General features: G+C 64.1%; 20 protein-coding genes. 9 read left to right on the top strand and 11 right to left on the bottom strand.

The annotated features are described in order from the left end of the window. Window positions 1-17 precede the first annotated feature (17 nt). Window positions 18-3143, top strand: coding sequence for an ATP-binding protein (locus tag R3P93_RS00935; RefSeq protein ID WP_317532469.1), 3126 nt, complete (start codon window positions 18-20; stop codon window positions 3141-3143). 28 nt (window positions 3144-3171) lie between these two features. Further along, window positions 3172-4494: an AIM24 family protein gene (locus R3P93_RS00930; protein WP_317532220.1), complete on the top strand. Its 1323-nt coding sequence runs from the start codon at window positions 3172-3174 to the stop codon at window positions 4492-4494. Between the two features lie 64 nt (window positions 4495-4558). Here R3P93_RS00930 and rpsQ read toward each other — a convergent pair whose 3' ends face one another. Genes rpsQ through rpsJ form a run of 11 tightly spaced genes read right to left on the bottom strand, consistent with a single transcriptional unit; the run spans window position 4559 to window position 9859 of the window. Continuing rightward, on the bottom strand, window positions 4559-4837 hold the full coding sequence (gene rpsQ, locus R3P93_RS00925; protein WP_032376635.1) for a 30S ribosomal protein S17: 279 nt from the start codon (window positions 4835-4837) through the stop codon (window positions 4559-4561). Further along, window positions 4834-5079, bottom strand: coding sequence for a 50S ribosomal protein L29 (gene rpmC / locus R3P93_RS00920; protein ID WP_032376634.1), 246 nt, complete (start codon window positions 5077-5079; stop codon window positions 4834-4836). Before rpmC ends, rpsQ begins: the two co-directional genes overlap by 4 nt. Beyond that, on the bottom strand, window positions 5079-5495 hold the full coding sequence (gene rplP, locus R3P93_RS00915) for a 50S ribosomal protein L16 (RefSeq protein ID WP_027496313.1): 417 nt from the start codon (window positions 5493-5495) through the stop codon (window positions 5079-5081). Before rplP ends, rpmC begins: the two co-directional genes overlap by 1 nt. A gap of 3 nt (window positions 5496-5498) precedes the next feature. Continuing rightward, window positions 5499-6308: a 30S ribosomal protein S3 gene (gene rpsC / locus R3P93_RS00910; protein WP_027496312.1), complete on the bottom strand. Its 810-nt coding sequence runs from the start codon at window positions 6306-6308 to the stop codon at window positions 5499-5501. Beyond that, the gene (gene rplV / locus R3P93_RS00905) at window positions 6308-6730 is read right to left on the bottom strand and encodes a 50S ribosomal protein L22 (RefSeq protein ID WP_037188319.1); all 423 of its coding nucleotides are present in this window, start codon (window positions 6728-6730) and stop codon (window positions 6308-6310) included. The genes rpsC and rplV overlap by 1 nt, the downstream gene beginning before the upstream one ends. Continuing rightward, window positions 6727-7008: a 30S ribosomal protein S19 gene (gene rpsS / locus R3P93_RS00900; RefSeq protein WP_008718309.1), complete on the bottom strand. Its 282-nt coding sequence runs from the start codon at window positions 7006-7008 to the stop codon at window positions 6727-6729. Before rpsS ends, rplV begins: the two co-directional genes overlap by 4 nt. A gap of 13 nt (window positions 7009-7021) precedes the next feature. After that, on the bottom strand, window positions 7022-7858 hold the full coding sequence (gene rplB, locus R3P93_RS00895; protein ID WP_008718311.1) for a 50S ribosomal protein L2: 837 nt from the start codon (window positions 7856-7858) through the stop codon (window positions 7022-7024). Between the two features lie 39 nt (window positions 7859-7897). Next, the gene (gene rplW / locus R3P93_RS00890; RefSeq protein WP_027496310.1) at window positions 7898-8203 is read right to left on the bottom strand and encodes a 50S ribosomal protein L23; all 306 of its coding nucleotides are present in this window, start codon (window positions 8201-8203) and stop codon (window positions 7898-7900) included. After that, window positions 8200-8877 carry a 50S ribosomal protein L4 gene (gene rplD, locus R3P93_RS00885; protein WP_008718317.1) on the bottom strand — a complete coding sequence of 226 codons (678 nt, stop codon included), beginning with the start codon at window positions 8875-8877 and terminating at the stop codon, window positions 8200-8202. The genes rplW and rplD overlap by 4 nt, the downstream gene beginning before the upstream one ends. After that, a complete protein-coding gene (gene rplC / locus R3P93_RS00880; RefSeq protein WP_027496309.1) occupies window positions 8874-9539 on the bottom strand; it encodes a 50S ribosomal protein L3 in 666 nt (221 codons plus the stop codon). Before rplC ends, rplD begins: the two co-directional genes overlap by 4 nt. A 14-nt stretch (window positions 9540-9553) precedes the next feature. Next, entirely contained in the window at window positions 9554-9859 is a 306-nt protein-coding gene (gene rpsJ, locus R3P93_RS00875) for a 30S ribosomal protein S10 (protein WP_003938093.1), read from the bottom strand. Window positions 9860-10348: 489 nt separating this feature from the next. On the opposite strand from rpsJ, the gene R3P93_RS00870 reads away from it, so the two are divergent. From R3P93_RS00870 to R3P93_RS00840, 7 genes are all read left to right on the top strand, one after another. Beyond that, complete coding sequence (locus tag R3P93_RS00870; protein WP_317532219.1) at window positions 10349-10843, top strand: hotdog fold domain-containing protein; 495 nt, start codon at window positions 10349-10351, stop codon at window positions 10841-10843. Between the two features lie 12 nt (window positions 10844-10855). Next, on the top strand, window positions 10856-11758 hold the full coding sequence (locus R3P93_RS00865) for a prephenate dehydrogenase dimerization domain-containing protein (RefSeq protein ID WP_317532218.1): 903 nt from the start codon (window positions 10856-10858) through the stop codon (window positions 11756-11758). A 34-nt stretch (window positions 11759-11792) separates the two neighbouring features. After that, window positions 11793-12746: an AurF N-oxygenase family protein gene (locus R3P93_RS00860; RefSeq protein WP_317532217.1), complete on the top strand. Its 954-nt coding sequence runs from the start codon at window positions 11793-11795 to the stop codon at window positions 12744-12746. Between the two features lie 122 nt (window positions 12747-12868). After that, window positions 12869-13840 carry a daunorubicin/doxorubicin resistance ABC transporter ATP-binding protein DrrA gene (locus tag R3P93_RS00855; protein ID WP_068051396.1) on the top strand — a complete coding sequence of 324 codons (972 nt, stop codon included), beginning with the start codon at window positions 12869-12871 and terminating at the stop codon, window positions 13838-13840. Next, a complete protein-coding gene (locus R3P93_RS00850; protein WP_317532216.1) occupies window positions 13837-14694 on the top strand; it encodes an ABC transporter permease in 858 nt (285 codons plus the stop codon). The genes R3P93_RS00855 and R3P93_RS00850 overlap by 4 nt, the downstream gene beginning before the upstream one ends. A 10-nt stretch (window positions 14695-14704) precedes the next feature. After that, window positions 14705-15559: an ABC transporter permease gene (locus R3P93_RS00845; RefSeq protein ID WP_317532215.1), complete on the top strand. Its 855-nt coding sequence runs from the start codon at window positions 14705-14707 to the stop codon at window positions 15557-15559. 339 nt (window positions 15560-15898) lie between these two features. Continuing rightward, window positions 15899-16822 (top strand): esterase/lipase family protein, encoded by a 924-nt coding sequence (locus R3P93_RS00840; RefSeq protein ID WP_317532214.1) that lies wholly within the window; start codon window positions 15899-15901, stop codon window positions 16820-16822. Window positions 16823-16859 lie beyond the last annotated feature (37 nt).

Below are 16859 nucleotides of genomic sequence, written 5' to 3'. Positions count from 1 at the left end.
TGGGCGTTGAGTCGACGATGACGGACAACGAGCAGATCAGAGCTCTCGAATCGGTGCGGTTGAGCTGGGCACCGACCCCCGACGACGTGTGGCGTTCGCAGTCCAACGTGCATGTGCCGGGGATGCACGAACGAGTGTTCCTCGAAGTGATGAACGCATACGACGACGCGGACGCCTCCGACGACGCGAGTCCGCTCGGGGTCGTCGTGCGCGGCCCGGCCGGTTCGGGCAAGACGCATCTGCTCGGCCAGGTGCGCGAAGACGTGCAGCTCAAGGGCGGTTACTTCTTCCTGATCAGGTTGCTCGACGCTGCCGGCTTCTGGCGCTCGACGCTGATGGGGATGCTCGACGACCTGATGCGTCCGTCCGGCCGCGGATCGGACAGCCAGCTCGGGCTGTTGCTCCGACGCCTGTGCGAGATCGGCGAGATTCCCGACGATCGACGCGCAAAGATCATGGGCGAGAACATGATCGACGCGGACACGTTGAACGATTTCGTCACCGCGGTGTACAAGGTTCACCCCCGCCACCGCCGGACGTCGCAGCACACGCTGCGCGCACTCGTGCTGTCCATCGCCCCCGACTCGGCAGTTCAGGACCTGGGTGACGCATACCTGCAATCGATCGACGATGTCGATCCGGACGAGTTCTCGGCCTGGGGCATCCGCCGGGCCGAACTCGGCCATCAGGGCATCGCCGAGAACATCTCGCGTCTGCTCGCTATCACCGGTCCGACGATTCTCGCGATCGACCAGATCGACACACTCGTGGCGCAGTCTCGTACCGGATCGGACCAGGAGTTCGCCGACGCTCAGGAAGACAAGGTCGTCGAGCAGCTCGCGCACGGCTTGATGTCGTTACGCGAGACCCTCCCCCGCACCGCCTCGGTACTTTCTGCGCTGTCGAGCGCCTGGGAACTGATCGCCGCGCGCGGAGTCGCGCCGATGCGTGACCGCTTCCGAGTCACTCAGTCGCTCAAGCCGATTCCATCGTCGGACATCGGACGCCTCCTTCTCGGACGACGTCTGGCAGCGTGCTTCCTCGAAGCCGGGTTCACTCCGCCGCACCCCACGTGGCCGGTCGCGCCCGACGCGTTCGAGCAGGCCCCCGATTTCACTCCGCGCCAGCTGCTCATCGCCGTCGATCGCCACATCAGGCACTGCCTCGACGCCGGCGTCGCGTCGGAGTTGGAGAGCTTCACCGACCGGTCGGGTCCGGCCGATGCGCCGGATCTACCCACTGCGCGGGTCAACGAACTCGACGCGCTCGACGATCGCTACAAGCAACTTCGCGAGCAGGTCGACGTCTCGATTCCGCTCCGACCCGACAGCGAGGACTCGATCGTTCCCGCACTGCTGTCCGCGGGCCTGACCGCGTGGATTCACGAGCATCAGTCGTCCGACGACAGCCTGGCCCAGGATCCGCCGCCGAGCGGCAAGCCTGCGCTGCACGCTCGCCTGCGCCACACCGTCGACACCGATACCGACGACGAAGAGCACTGGTGCTTCCGCGCGGTCACGTCCGGTAATGCCCGCGCCGCGCTGGCCCGAGTGGAACGGGCAGTGACGACGGCTGGCCTGCGGATAGACATGCCGAGGCGTCGGCTGATCCTGATCAGAAACGATCCGTGGCCGAACGGCGCGAAAACCGAGCAGACAATCGCGGCCCTGCGCCGCGCCGGCGGCATCGTGGTGCCCTTCGGCGACGAGGACCGCAGGGCTCTGGCGGCGTTGTCGATCCTGTTGACCGAGAACTCCCCCGCACTCACGTCCTGGCTGCTCGCACGCAAGCCGGCGCACGATGTGGAATTGTTCCGGGCGGTGCTGCCCGCTGTCAGTGTCGTCGACGACGACACAGCCCTCATCGAACCCGAGACGCCGAGCGTCGCAGCGCAGCCCGCGGCGCCGCGGCGGCCGTCCATCGTGGTCGGTGCCGAACTCAGCACAGGTGCGGACGTCGCCGTTCCACTCGAAGCGTTGCGCAAGCACACTGCGATCTTCGCGGGCTCCGGTTCGGGCAAGACGGTGCTGATCCGTCGCCTGGTGGAAGAGTGTGCGCTGCAGGGAGTTTCGGCGATCGTACTCGACGTCAACAACGACCTGGCTCGGCTCGGCACCGCCTGGCCCGAGGACGAGAGGACGTGGCCACCGGGGGACGAAGCGAAGGCGACCGCGTATCTGCGCGACACCGACGTCGTGGTCTGGACGCCGCGCAAGTCCTCCGGTCGGCCGCTGAGCTTCCAGCCACTTCCGGACTTCGTCAGCGTCCTCGGCGACGCCGATGAGTTCGAGGCCTCCGTCGAGTCGGCACTAGCCTCACTCGAACCGGCTGCGGGAGTTCTGGGCACGTCACAGAAGGCCAAACACGGTCGGGCCGTGTTGAAGTCAGCGCTCGATCTGTTCGGTCGACGGCCGCAGGGCGGGGACCTGACCGCCTTCATCGACCTGTTGGAAGAGTTCCCCGAGGACGCCAGCGAGATGCGCGATGCGGTGCGCATCGCGGCCGGACTGGCCGAGAATCTCAAGGCCGCCGCCGCGAACGATCCGATGTTCGCGGGAGCGGGTACCCCGGTCGATCCGGCCGTTCTGCTCACTCCTGCCGAGGGCAAGAAGGCCAGGGTCTCGGTGATCAACCTCGCCGGCCTGACCACCGACGAGCAGAAGCAGAGCTTCGTCAACCAGCTGCAGATGGGTTTGTTCGCCTGGATCAAGAAGAACCCTGCGGGCGACCGGCCGCTGGGTGGGCTGTTCGTGATGGACGAGGCGCAGAACTTCGCGCCCTCGGACAGGACGACCGCTGCAACACACAGCACTCTCGCTCTGGCCTCGCAGGCACGCAAGTACGGACTCGGCCTGGTGTTCGCCACCCAGGCCCCGAAAGGTCTGCACAATCGAATCGCCGGCAATGCGTCCACTCAGTTCTACGGCCTGCTCAACAGTCCCTCGCAGGTCGAGGCAGCCAAAGAGATGGCGCGCGTGAAGGGTGGCTCGGTTCCCGACGTCGGACGCCTGCCCGCCGGTCAGTTCTACGCGGCCGTGGAGGGCGCAGAATTCCGTCGTACGGCCACTCCGCTGTGCCTGTCCTACCATCCGAAGAGTCCGCCGACCGAGGAAGAGGTCATCGAGCTGGCGCGCCAGTCCTGACGCCCTCGACAGTGGCACACTGGATTCGATGAAAACCCTCGCACGCGGGGAGAACTGCCCCGCTCCTGCCGGTCCCCTGACGGTGACACTCGCAGCGTCGACCTCGGTCGACGTCTCCGCGCTGCTTCTGGGGCCGGACGGGCGGGTCCGTTCGGACGCGGACCTGGTGTTCTACAACCAGCCATCCGCCCCCGGTGTCGAGTATCGCCGTGCATCGACCGGGCACCTGCTGATGTTCGACGCCACCGCCGTCCCCGCCGGCGTCGATTCCGTGGCCGTTGCCGCGTCCCTCGACGGAACGGGGCCGGCAACGTTCGCGGCTGCGGGTCCGACGGCGGTGACGGTGTCCGATGTGTCGGACACAGCCCTGGTGGCATTCAATGCCGAAGCACTCGGAGACGAGAGCGCGCTGGTGTGTCTCGAGTTCTACCGCCGCGGCGAGCAGTGGAAGATCCGTGCCGTCGGCCAGGGCTACGCCGATGGTCTGGCGGGGTTGGCCACGGCGTTCGGGATCAGTGTCGAAGACGACGAGCCGACGCCCGACACCCCCGACGAGCCATCAGCAGACGCCGCCGCGCCACCCGTGAATTCACCCGTCCCTCGAGGAGTCCTGGCCATGAGAAGTGAACTGTTCACGCCCGCCCACGCCGAGGTTCCCGGCTCGGGCATTCAGAAGCAGGGCAGCAAGATGTGCCGAATCGGGATGAACGGTGACGTGATGGCCCGGGCCGGTTCGATGGTCGCGTACCAGGGCGATCTCCGGTTCGAGGCCAAGGGCTCGGGTGGTATCGGCCGGGCGCTCAAGCAGGCGCTCTCGGGCGAAGGTGTCCCTCTGATGAAAGTCACGGGCCGGGGCGACCTCTTTCTCGCCAACGCAGCTCAGGACGTCCATCTGATCGACCTGGACGGGTCCGACGGTCTGACCATCAACGGTGCCAACGTTCTGGCTTTCGAGTCCACGCTGAGCTACGACGTCAAGCGTGTGCAGGGCGCTGCGGCAGGCGGTAACGCGGGCTTCTTCAACTGTGTGTTCACCGGGCGCGGACGGATCGCCATCACCACGGACGGGATTCCGGTGGTGCTGAACGTCGATCAGCCCACATTTGCCGATCCGCAGGCTGCGGTTGCGTGGTCGTCCTCGTTGCAGACGAGAGTCAAGAAGAACGATTCGTTCGGTCTCGGCACGCTGATCGGCCGATCGACCGGTGAGCGGTTCACCCTCGAGTTCGCGGGCCAAGGGTTTGTCGTCGTACAGCCGTCGGAGCAGCCGCCGGGCGGGATGATCGGTGGCAGCGGCAGTGGTGAGCAGGCCGGTGTGGGCGGCGCGCTCGGCGGCTTGTTGGGCAGATAGGCCGCGCGGCCGGAACACAGAAATGCCCGCTCCCAGGAAGGGAGCGGGCATTTGTGTGCAGGTACTACTTGGCCTTTTCGAGAACCTCGACCAGTCGCCAGTGCTTCGTGGCGGACAGCGGACGGGTCTCCATGAGCTGAACGCGATCGCCTACGCCGGCGTCGCCCTTCTCGTCATGTGCCTTGACCTTGGTTGTGCGACGGATGATCTTGCTGTAGAGGGGGTGCTTGACCCTGTCCTCTAGCTCGACCACGATCGTCTTTTCCATCTTGTCGGATACGACGTAGCCGATCCGAACCTTACGGTTGTTGCGCTCTTCAGTCACAGTGTTTTCCTCGCTCATGCTGCGTCACCTGCTGTGTCCTCGGAAGGACCAGAGGCCAAGCCGAGCTCACGTTCACGAAGCACCGTGTAGATACGCGCGATTTCGTGGCGCACCACGCGCAGTCGACGGTTGTTGTCCAACTGGCCGGTAGCCATCTGGAAACGAAGGTTGAACAGCTCTTCCTTCGACTCACGCAGCTTGGTGACCAGCTCTTCACCGGTGAGCTCGCGGAGCTCTGCGGCTGGGGTTCCGGTAGCCATCAGAACTGCTCCTCCCTGGTGATGATGCGTGCCTTGATGGGCAGCTTGTGGATGGCGCGAGTCAGTGCCTCACGCGCGATGGTCTCGTCGGGGTACGACAGCTCGAAGAGCACACGACCCGGCTTGACGTTGGCGATCCACCACTCGGGCGAACCCTTACCGGAACCCATGCGGGTCTCGGCAGGCTTCTTGGTGAGCGGGCGGTCCGGGAAGATGTTGATCCAGACCTTGCCGCCACGCTTGATGTGGCGAGTGATCGCGATACGAGCGGACTCGATCTGACGGTTGGTGATGTAGGCGGGCTCGAGAGCCTGGATGCCGTAGTCACCGAATGTCACCTGAGTTCCGCCCTTGGCGGCACCCGAACGCTTCGGGTGGTGCTGCTTGCGGTGCTTGACCCGGCGGGGGATCAACATGCGTCAGCCCTCCTGAGTGGGCTCGGTCGAGGCCGGAGCCTCGGTTGCGGATGCCGCGCGGCCGGCCTCGGTGCTGGTCGCCGTGGTGCCCGAGGCACCGCTGCGACGCGGACGAGTGGGACGCTCACGACGGGGACGGTCTGCACCGGCGGCCGGAGCCGCAGCGGCAGCGAGTTCACGCCGTCCGCCGACGATGTCGCCCTTGTAGATCCAGACCTTCACGCCGATGCGGCCGAAGGTGGTCTTGGCCTCGTACAGTCCGTAGTCGATGTCGGCACGGAGCGTGTGCAGGGGAACGCGTCCCTCGCGGTAGAACTCCGAGCGCGACATTTCGGCGCCACCGAGACGGCCGGAGCACTGAACACGAATGCCCTTGACGTTCGGCTGACGCATGGCCGACTGGATGGCCTTACGCATTGCGCGACGGAATGCGACGCGGTTGCTGAGCTGCTCGGCAACACCCTGGGCCACGAGCTGAGCCTCGGACTCGGCGTTCTTGACCTCGAGGATGTTGAGCTGAACCTGCTTGCCGGTCAGCTTCTCGAGAGCTCCGCGGATGCGGTCGGCCTCGGCGCCACGACGACCGATGACGATGCCCGGACGTGCCGTGTGGATGTCCACGCGAACACGGTCACGGGTGCGCTCGATCTCGACCTTCGCGATGCCTGCGCGCTCCATGCCGGTGGCAAGAAGCTTGCGGATCTCGACGTCTTCCTTGACGTACTCCGAGTACTGCTTGTCTGCGTACCAGCGCGACTTCCAGTCAGTGGTGATACCCAAGCGGAAGCCGTGCGGGTTGATTTTCTGACCCACTACTGAGCCCCTTCCTTGGACGCCTGGCCCTTACGACGGTTGCGAGACGTTCCGCCGGTCTTGGGCAGGCTTTCGACGATCACCGTGATGTGGCTGGTGCGCTTGCGGATCCGGAATGCCCGGCCCTGAGCGCGCGGCTGGAATCGCTTGAGGGTTGCACCCTCGTCGACGAATGCAGTGGCGACGATCAGTGTGCTGGGATCGAGATCCAGGTTGTTCTCGGCGTTGGCCGCTGCGGAGGCGATCACCTTGGCGACCGGCTCGCTCGCTGCCTGCGGCGCGAACTTGAGGATGTTGAGCGCGTCCTCGACGGAGCGCCCGCGAACCAGATCCACGACGCGACGTGCCTTCATCGGCGTGACGCGAACGTGCTTCGCTACGGCCTTGGCAGTCGGATTGGCGGTGGGGGTGAAGTTGGTCATCGCCTCTTCGCCTTCCGGTCGTCCTTGATGTGACCCTTGAACGTGCGGGTCGGTGCGAATTCCCCGAGCTTGTGGCCGACCATGGAGTCGGACACGAACACCGGCACGTGCTTGCGACCGTCGTGGACGGCGAAAGTGTGACCGATGAAGTCGGGCAGGATTGTCGATCGACGGGACCAGGTCTTGATGACCTGCTTGGTTCCCTTGTCGTTCTGGACGTCAACCTTCGCGAGGAGGTGATCGTCTACGAACGGGCCTTTCTTCAGGCTGCGTGGCATTCTGAACTCCCTCCTAGCGCTTGTTCTTGCCGGTACGACGACGACGGACAATCAGCTTGTCGCTCGCCTTGTTCTTGCGGGTACGGCCTTCCGGCTGTCCCCAGGGGCTGACCGGGTGGCGTCCACCGGAGGTCTTGCCCTCGCCGCCACCGTGCGGGTGGTCGACCGGGTTCATCACGACACCACGAACGGTCGGGCGCTTGCCCTTCCAGCGCATGCGGCCGGCCTTGCCCCAGTTGATGTTCGACTGCTCGGCGTTGCCGACCTCGCCGACGGTTGCGCGGCAGCGCACGTCGACGCGACGGATTTCACCGGACGGCATACGCAGCGTGGCGTAGGGGCCTTCCTTACCGAGGAGCTGGATGCTCGCTCCGGCGGAGCGGGCCATCTTGGCGCCACCACCCGGACGGAGCTCGACCGCGTGGATGGTCGTACCCGTCGGGATGTTGCGCAGGGGCAGGTTGTTGCCGGGCTTGATGTCGGCATTGGCACCCTGCTCGATCGGCGAGCCCTGGGCGATGCCCTTGGGTGCGACGATGTAGCGCTTCTCGCCGTCTGCGAAGTGCAGCAGTGCGATGTTCGCGGTGCGGTTGGGGTCGTACTCGATGTGAGCGACCTTGGCCGGCACGCCGTCCTTGTCGTTACGACGGAAATCGATGAGACGGTACGCACGCTTGTGACCGCCACCCTTGTGCCGGGTGGTGATACGACCGTGTGCATTACGTCCACCGCGACCGTGCAGCGGGCGGATCAGCGACTTCTCGGGGGTCGAACGCGTGATCTCAGCGAAATCGGAAACGCTGGAGCCACGACGGCCCGGGGTTGTCGGCTTGTATTTACGGATTGCCATGAGTCTTCTCGTCCTCTATATCCGAAGAGTCCCAGTCGCTTACGCGACCGGACCTCCGAAGATCTCGATGGGCTTGCTGTCGGCGGAGAGCGTTACGAGCGCGCGCTTGGTGTCCTTGCGCTTGCCGTAACCGAACCGGGTCCGCTTACGCTTGCCCTGACGGTTCATCGTGTTGACGCTGGTCACGGTGACGTCGAAGATCTTCTCGACGGCAATCTTGATCTGCGTCTTGTTCGAGTCCGGGTGCACCAGGAACGTGTAGGTGCCTTCTTCGATCAGTCCGTAGGACTTCTCGGAGATGACCGGTGCCAGCAAGATGTCGCGGGGATCGGCGATCGTGGTCACTTGCTTGCCTCCTCGTTCTTTGCAGGCCCAGCGATGAAGGTGTTCAGCGCTTCCACGCTGAAAACGACATCATCGGCGTTGAGCACGTCGTAGGTGTTGAGCTGGTCGGGTGCGATGGGATGCACGCCGTCCAGGTTCTGAACGCTCTTCCAGGCTGCGATGTCCTCGCGGCCGACGACGAGCAGGACCTTCTTGCGGTCCGAGATCTCGGCGAGGAACGTCTTCGCACCCTTGGTGGACGGAACCTGTCCGGCAACCAGTTCGGTGATGACGTGCAGACGCTCGCTGCGGGCCCGATCCGAGAGGGCTCCGCGCAATGCGGCGGCCTTCATCTTCTTGGGGGTCCGCTGGCTGTAGTCGCGCGGCTGCGGTCCGTGGACCGTGCCACCGCCGACGAACTGAGGAGCGCGGGTCGAGCCCTGACGGGCGCGGCCGGTGCCCTTCTGCCGGTACGGCTTCTTGCCGCCGCCGCGAACCTCGCCACGAGTCTTCGTGGAGTGGGTTCCCTGACGAGCAGCTGCCAGCTGTGCGATGACGACCTGGTGCAGCAGCGCGATGTTCGCCGGAGCGTCGAAGATCTCCGCGGGGAGATCGACGGTGCCGTTGGTCTTGCCGCCGGCTTCCTTGACATCGAGCGTCAGCTTGGTCTCGGTGTTCTTCTCGAGGCTGGTCATGCCCGTGCACCACCCTTCAATGCAGACTTGACGATCACGACGTTGCCGCGACGGCCCGGGATCGCTCCCTTGATCAGCAGCAGACCGTTCTCGCTGTCCACCTTGTGGACCGAGAGGTTCTGCGTCGTGACGCGGTCGCCACCCATACGTCCGGACATGCGCATTCCCTTGAAGACGCGACCGGGCGTTGCGCAGCCACCGATGGATCCGGGACGACGGTGCACGGCCTGTGCACCGTGGCTCGCGCCCTGACCCTTGAAGCCGTGACGCTTCATGGTTCCGGCGAAGCCCTTGCCCTTGCTGGTGCCGGTGACGTCGACGTAAGCGCCGTCCTCGAACACTGCAGCGGTGAGCTCCTGGCCGACCTCGAACTGCGAGGCGTCGGCAACGCGAATCTCCACGATGTGGCGACGCGGCGTGACACCTGCCTTCTCGAACTGGCCGGTGGTGGGCTTGTTCACCTTGCGCGGGTCGATCGCACCGAATGCGACCTGGACGGCGCTGTAGCCGTCACGTTCCTGGGTGCGGATCTGGGTGACCACGTTGGGGCCTGCCTTGATCACGGTCACCGGAACGACGCGGTTGTTCTCGTCGAAGACCTGGGTCATTCCGAGCTTGGTGCCCAGAATTCCTGTTGCAGGCCGGTTCTTGTTATCAGTCATCGTTGTCTCCGCGCTCACTGGATGTTGACGTCGACACTGGCCGGGAGGTCGATGCGCATGAGCGCGTCCACCGTCTTCGGTGTCGGGTCGAGGATGTCAATGAGCCGCTTGTGAGTACGCATCTCGAAGTGTTCGCGCGAGTCCTTGTACTTGTGCGGCGAACGGATGACGCAGTACACGTTCTTCTCTGTCGGCAACGGCACCGGTCCGACGACGCGGGCACCCGTACGGGTGACCGTTTCGACGATCTTGCGCGCTGACGCGTCGATCGCCTCATGGTCGTAGGCCTTGAGCCTGATGCGGATCTTTTGTCCCGCCACGCTTAGTGTCCTTTTCTTGCCGCTTGGTCGTAGAACGGGCCGTTCGGCCTGCTCCACCTCGTCTGCACAGTCCCCGAGCCGTGGGAAACCCACCGACTCGAACTGCCTTCGTGCACACACGACAGTGAAAAACGTTGACGACCAGGCGTGACCTGATTCCGTTGCCGCTCTTCATCTGTCATGGTTCTCCGGTCCACGCGGTCGGGCGTGTCGCGATTCCGCTCATTCTTCTGGGCTGAAACTTTCGCTTCAACCATCCGAATCCAACGAAATCCGCACCGATCGAGCTGGTGTTCCGGACGCGCTCACGTGGAGCGCTGGTCTCATGTTCTTGCTCAGTCGGCTTTTCGGCCGACTCACCTGTGTCAGGCCGCACGCATGCGCGTCCCGTGTCCAGGCAACCCGACCAGTATGCCGCAGACCGGGCATCAGATCAACTCGGGGCCGATCGATCGTCACCGCGCTACCTTACCGAGCAGTAAGGTAGCCATGACCGCCGTCGAGAACACCACCGGCGCGACCTATCGCGCCTGGTCGAAGCTACCCAACAACGGTATCGGCTCCACCCTCTTCTCTGTCGGCATGTGCCTACGGGTTCCGTACTTCGCATCCGTACTGCCCCGTGTCGTCGCGCTCGAGCCGGGGCGCTGCGAGGTCACTGCCCCCAAGTGGTTCGGCATTCGAAACCACCTGGGCACCTTCCACGCCGTCGCGGCCTGCAACCTCGCCGAGGTCGCGATGGGCATGCTCGCCGAGGCAACCGTCCCCACCTCGCACCGATGGATCCCCAAATCGATGACGGTCCAGTATCTGACGAAGGCCACCACATCACTGCGCGCGGTCGCCGCACTCGACGAGCTCCCCGACTTCGGGACGGTCACCGATGGCATCGACATCGTCGTGCCGGTCGCGATCCGAGACACAGCCGGCGTGGAGGTGGTGCACGCGGACATCACCATCTGGGTCTCTGCCGCATCTCGTTGACATACTCGACCGATGAACTCGGTGACGCGGTCGGAGCCCGACAACTCCGTGATTGTGGTCGGAGGTTCGGGAGCTGTCGGACGTCTGATGGTCGACCTGCTGCGCGGAGACGGCGCTTCGGTCACCGTCGTCGACATCCACGACGGTCCCGACGCCTTTCCCGTCACGGTCGGTAACATCACTGCGCCCGACGAACAGCTCGCAGCGGTGCTGGCACGTGCGGCGACGGTCATTCTGGCGGTGCCCGAATCCGTGGCGCTGGCGGCGGACCTGTCTGCTCTGCGGCCCGACGCTCTGCTGGTGGAGACCCTGTCGGTCAAGTCCGGCTTCTCGCGCCATGTGCAGGGCGCACGTCCGATCGGTGCCGCGGTGGGAATCAATCCCATGTTCGCCCCGTCGCTCGGAATGACCGGACGCCCCGTCGCCGCCGTCGTGCACCGACCCGGCCCGCCGGTGGATCTCTTCATCGAGGGAATTTCGCGGTGGGGCGGTCGAGTAGTGCTCCTCGACGCTGCACGCCATGATCGCCTCGCCGCCGCGACGCAGGCGCTGACACACGCCAGTGTGCTGGCGTTCGGCTTGGCTCTGGCCGAACTGGACCTTCCGTTCGTCGACATCGACGCCGTTGCGCCTCCCCCACACGCAACGATGCTCGCGGTGCTGGCGCGCATCACCGGCGGTGAACCCGAGGTCTACTGGGACGTACAGGCAGGCAATCCGCACGCCGCCGATGCCAGGGCGGCGCTGCATCGAGCGACGCAGACGGTGAGCGAGACCGTCGATTCCGGCTCCGAGACCGACTTCGCTCGCCTGTTGACGCAGGCCGAAGCCGCTCTGGGCGGGAACGGCAATCGGTATCGAGCATTGTGTGCGGAGATGTTCGGTATCGTTCGAGGCAGCGGCGGTAACCGATAGCCGCAGTCGGACGAGCGGAAAGCGCAGGCACGCGATGTTGGAGCAACCGTCGTTGCCGGAATTCGACTCCGCCGATGTCGTGGAGAGTGCCGTCGTCGCCCGGTTGGCGAAGAACTGGTCACAACGCGCGACGGTCAAGAAGCCCGAACCCGAGCTGGACGATCTGTTCGACATCGCCAAGCAGGATTTCCCCGACGCTCTGATCCCGTTCGGTGAGCACGACACCTTCACCGGTGCCACTCCCGAGCAACAGAATCGACTTCGGGCGTGGGGCTGGATCGCGTTCAACAAGAACGTGATGGACGTCGAGCAGCATGTCGTTCATCCCGGTTTCGCCCTGCTGGCGCAAGACGTGTTCGAGACCGGGATGGGTGACACCCTCGCAGTTGCGGTGACCCAGGCCATGGTGGACGAGCAGTACCACACCCTCATGCACCTCAACGCGAGCGCAGCCACCAGACGCGGACGCGGTTGGGCCCTGTCGGAACGCTCGCTGCCGTTCAGCTCCACCGTGCGCCGGCAACGCGCGGCACAGGCGAACAGTGACGACCCCTGGTCGGCCGCGATCAGCTCCCTCGCGTTCATGACGGTTGCAGAGATCTCCATCACGTCGTACCTGGACCTGATCGAGGACGACGACGTCATTCAGCCCATCAATCGGGCAACGGTCAAGCTGCACAACCGCGACGAGTACTGCCATGCGTCCATCGCCGACGACATGGCCGCGATCGTCTTCGAGCGACTCGGTCCCGACGACCGGCAGAAGTTCCTGGACGGCCTCGTCGATGGCATGGACGCGTTCTCGAGCAGCGATTTCTCCACCTGGGGACGCATTCTCGAACTCGAAGGCGTGCTGGGAGCCGAGGCGATGCTCGCCGATGTCGAGCAGGACAAGAGCCGGCGCGCGTTGGTTCAGGACTACAGCGGGTTGCGGTCTCTGTGCCGAAAACTCGACGTCGAGAACAGTATCGATATCGACTGGGGCTGACTGCGGAACTCACGCAACGACGCCCCTCCACGTAACATCCACGGCGAATTTCGCTATCAAGTAGTGGCCCTCGACTCCACGGGGTCCGATCCCACCACTCCCCCCGACAGCTCGGAGATTCGATGTCGTCAGCTCAACACGCAGCCGTACACGTGGAGGACGTACACAAGTCCTTCGGCGATGTGCAAGCGTTGCGCGGCATCAGCTTCTCCGCGGAGCGGGGAACAGTTCTGGGCATTCTCGGCCCGAACGGTGCAGGCAAGACGACGACCGTGAAGGTGCTCTCCACCCTGATCGCACCCGACAGCGGCAGAGCCTTCGTGGCGGGTCACGATGTCGCAACCGACGCTCCGGCAGTACGCCGCTCGATCATGATGACCGGGCAGTACGCGGCCCTCGACGACACACTGTCCGGCCGCGAGAACATCGAGCTCTTCGGTCGTCTGATGGGTCTGGACAAGAAGGCCGCGAAGGCCCGCGCCAAGGCGCTGCTCGACGAGTTCGACCTCTCCGATACCGGCAAGCGCCCCGTGCGCGGCTACTCGGGTGGTATGCGTCGCCGCATCGACATCGCCTGTGGCCTCGTCGTGCGGCCGGAGGTCGTGTTCCTGGACGAGCCGACCACCGGACTCGACCCACGCAGCCGGCAGGGCGTCTGGTCGCTGGTCGAGGCACTCAAGGCACAGGGCATCACCGTGCTGTTGACGACGCAGTACCTCGAAGAAGCAGACGTTCTGAGCGACAACATCATCGTCATCGACAAGGGCACGGTCATCGCAGAGGGCACGTCGGACCATCTCAAGGCAATGACCGGCGGAAGCTACTGCGAGGTCGTTCCTCTCGATCCCGGCCAACTCCGTGCGGCCGCCGAAGCCCTGGGCGACATGGTCCCCGCTGCAGTTCACGCCGAGATCACCGCTGCCTCGGACCGGCTCTCCGTTCCCGCACCCGACGGCGCGGCAACGCTGTCGGAGATTCTGCGGCGTATCGATGCGAGGGGAATCGTGCTCGCCGACATTGCTCTGCGCCGCCCGTCGCTCGATGACGTGTTCCTCACGCTCACCGGGCACTCGCAGACGAGCACCACACCGTGACGGCCACTACGCGAGGCGTCGCCGATTCGAAGGCCAGAACCGTCCAACGGGCCGATGCCGGTTCGACGGCTCAGCAGCCGAAACGACGGTCGAGGACGAAGCCGTCGGGGTTCGTGCAGTGGCAGGCCCTCACCGGCCGCGCACTGTGGACCATGCTGACCAAGGGCGAGTTGCTGATCGCGGTCATCGCCCCGTTGATCTTCACCATCGGCTTCTACCTGCCGTTGAAATTCGTGATGGGCCTACAGGGCATCGACTACGCGCAGTTCCTGATGCCGATCATCGTGTTGCAGGCCATGGCGTTCACCGCCATCTCCGCCGCGCAGAGGGCATCGACGGAGGCGATGAGTGGACTGAACTCTCGCTTGAAGACGATGCCCGTCGTACGCGGTGTCCCACTGGTGTCGCGAATCTCAAGCGGAGTAGTTCGCTCGTTGGTGTCGCTGGTATCCGCCCTCGGTTTCGGTTATGTCATCGGTTTTCGCTTCACGGCAGGGTTCGGTCAGGCCCTGTTGTTCTGCGCACTCGCGATGCTGATCAGCACCACGTTGTCGATCGGGGCCGATGCGATCGGAACTCTGTCGAAGAGTCCCGAAGCAACCAGCCAGGTGTTGACTCTCCCCCAGCTCATTCTCGGGATGGCGTCGTGCGGCTTCGTTCCGGAAAGTGGATTCCCGGAACTCATCCGACCGTTCGTACGCAACCAGCCGATCTCGCAGTTCTCCTTCGCGATGCGCGATATGGCCGAAGGCGGAGTCACTTTCCAGGTGTTGTGGCCGTCGCTCGCGTGGGTGACCGGCCTGATCCTGTTCTTCGTACCGCTCGCCATCTGGGCGAGCTCCAGGCCAGAGTGACGAGTCGGAGATGACGATGTCCGAAGCGTCGGTGAACACGACCCGCGTGTCCAGCTTGACCTTCCCCGAACCCAACATGGTGCTGGGCGAAAGGTCTGTCCGAGCTCTCTGGACCCACAGTCTGATCCAGGCCAAACGACTGTTGATGCGTTGGATGCGAGATCCGTCGACGATGATCCAGGCGTTGTTGTACCCCGCCTTGATGCTGGTCATGTTCCGTGTCGTACTCGGGAACTCGATTTCGGCGGCCACCGGTGCGCCGGCGATCTACGGCCAGGTGCCGATGATCGCTCTCGTCGGAGCCATGTTCGGATCGATCGTGAGTGCTGTCGGTCTCAAAGGCGAACGCAAATCGGGTTTGCTGTCACGGTTCTGGACGACACCGACGCACCGTGCCGCCGGTCTGCTGGGCAGAATGATTGCCGAAGCAGTTCGAGTGCTGGTCACCACGCTCGTGATCACCTGTGCCGGTGTGGCAATGGGGTTCAGATTCACCCAGGGAATCCCGGCCGGCATCCTGTTGATGTTGATACCGGTTGTATTCGGTATCGGTTTCGCCGTGATGATCACATTCCTGGCCACCGTCGCCGGCGACGCACCCCTGGTCGAGGTCGTGTCGATCTTTGCCACACTGCTCATGTTCTTCAACGCCGGCTTCGTACCCGTGCTCGCCTACCCGCCATGGCTTCAACCGGTCGTCGCGGCGCAGCCGATGTCGGTGGCGGTCGATGCAATGCGAAACCTGGCAATGGGTGGTCCGGTCCTGACGCCGGTGTTGCAAACTCTTGCGTGGTCACTCGGAATGGCAGTTGTGTTTCTGATCCCCGCAATCCGCGGCTACAAGAAGGCATCTTCGGACGGCTGACAGGGGTCCACACCCGGGTGCTTTCGGACCAATACGTAGCCCGAGCGGGGAGGGGTCCGGATCTGTTCCTCAGTCGAAGACCATTTCCCAGCCAGTAAGGACGTAAGGGTCAGCCGGCACCTGTGAATGGCAGACCGAAGTGTCGAACACCCGATATTCAGATGGTTGACAAATTGACCAATGAAGTGAGCATTATCACATTGCAGCGGGTACACAACTCGCCCACCAGTAGTTCTGCAATTGTCCAAAAGGACGCTCGCAGTAAAAATGTTACGGTTCTGTCAACCCCATGCTAAAGCTGACGTCGTCCGACGCGGCGAGCTGAATCGGAAAGAGGCCATGGCGATTACACCCCGAGCCGCGCGAATTCTCTGTGCGCTCGCAGCAGCGTTTGCCATGATCATCTCCGGACAAGCCATCGCGTCCGCCGATCCTGCCGCTACCCCTGCACAGTTCCCGACCGTCGAGGGGACCAACGACTTCGGCTGCGTCCCCAGCCCCGAGCATCCTCGACCCGTCGTGCTCATTCACGGCACCAAAATGGACGCCACGACGTGGACGATCCTGGCCCCTCAGCTCATCGAACAGGGCTACTGCGTGTTCGCGCCCAACTACGGCGCGGTCGGACTGCTTTTCGAACCCGGCAAGATTGTCTGGGGATCGGGTGACATACCCGAATCGGCACGCGAGATCGGCGGCTTCATCGATCGAGTTCTGACCGAAACAGGAGCCTCACAGGTCGACATCGTCGGACACTCGCAGGGCGGAATCGTAGCCAGGCAGTACATGAAGTTCGACGGAGGAACAGATCCCGCCGACCCCGCTCGCAACAAAGTCCACAGCCTTGTCACCTTGGGCGCGACAAACCACGGAACAACTTTCGGTGGATTGCAGGAGTTGGCAAAGCTCGTCACCTCACTCGGACTGCCCGGTGACGCCATCACACCCTTGACGTGGAACATGGCCGGTGCCCAGCAACTCGTCGGCTCTCCGGTTCTGGTCAATCTCAATGCCGGTGGTGATGTGCTGCCCGGAGTCGACTACACGGTGATCGCCACTCGTGACGACACGATCTCTACCCCGCCCGAGCTGACCTTCCTACGCACGGGTGATACGGAGTCGGTTCACAACGTGTGGGTGCAGGATGTCTGTCCCGCCGCTACCACTACCCACGTCGGGCTCGTCACCGATCCAGTACCGAACCACATGGTGCTCTCCGCACTCGACCCGGAGTACGCCGCAACCCACACTGCAGCTTGCTGATCATTCGCGATTACCGCTCCCAGCAGGAGAGGTCAGC

It is taken from the genome of Rhodococcus cerastii (genome assembly GCF_033042195.1).
Taxonomy (GTDB): Bacteria; Actinomycetota; Actinomycetes; order Mycobacteriales; family Mycobacteriaceae; genus Rhodococcoides.
The sequence above is the reverse complement of the archived record's forward strand: the minus strand, read 5'-3'. Positions and strand labels throughout refer to the sequence as shown.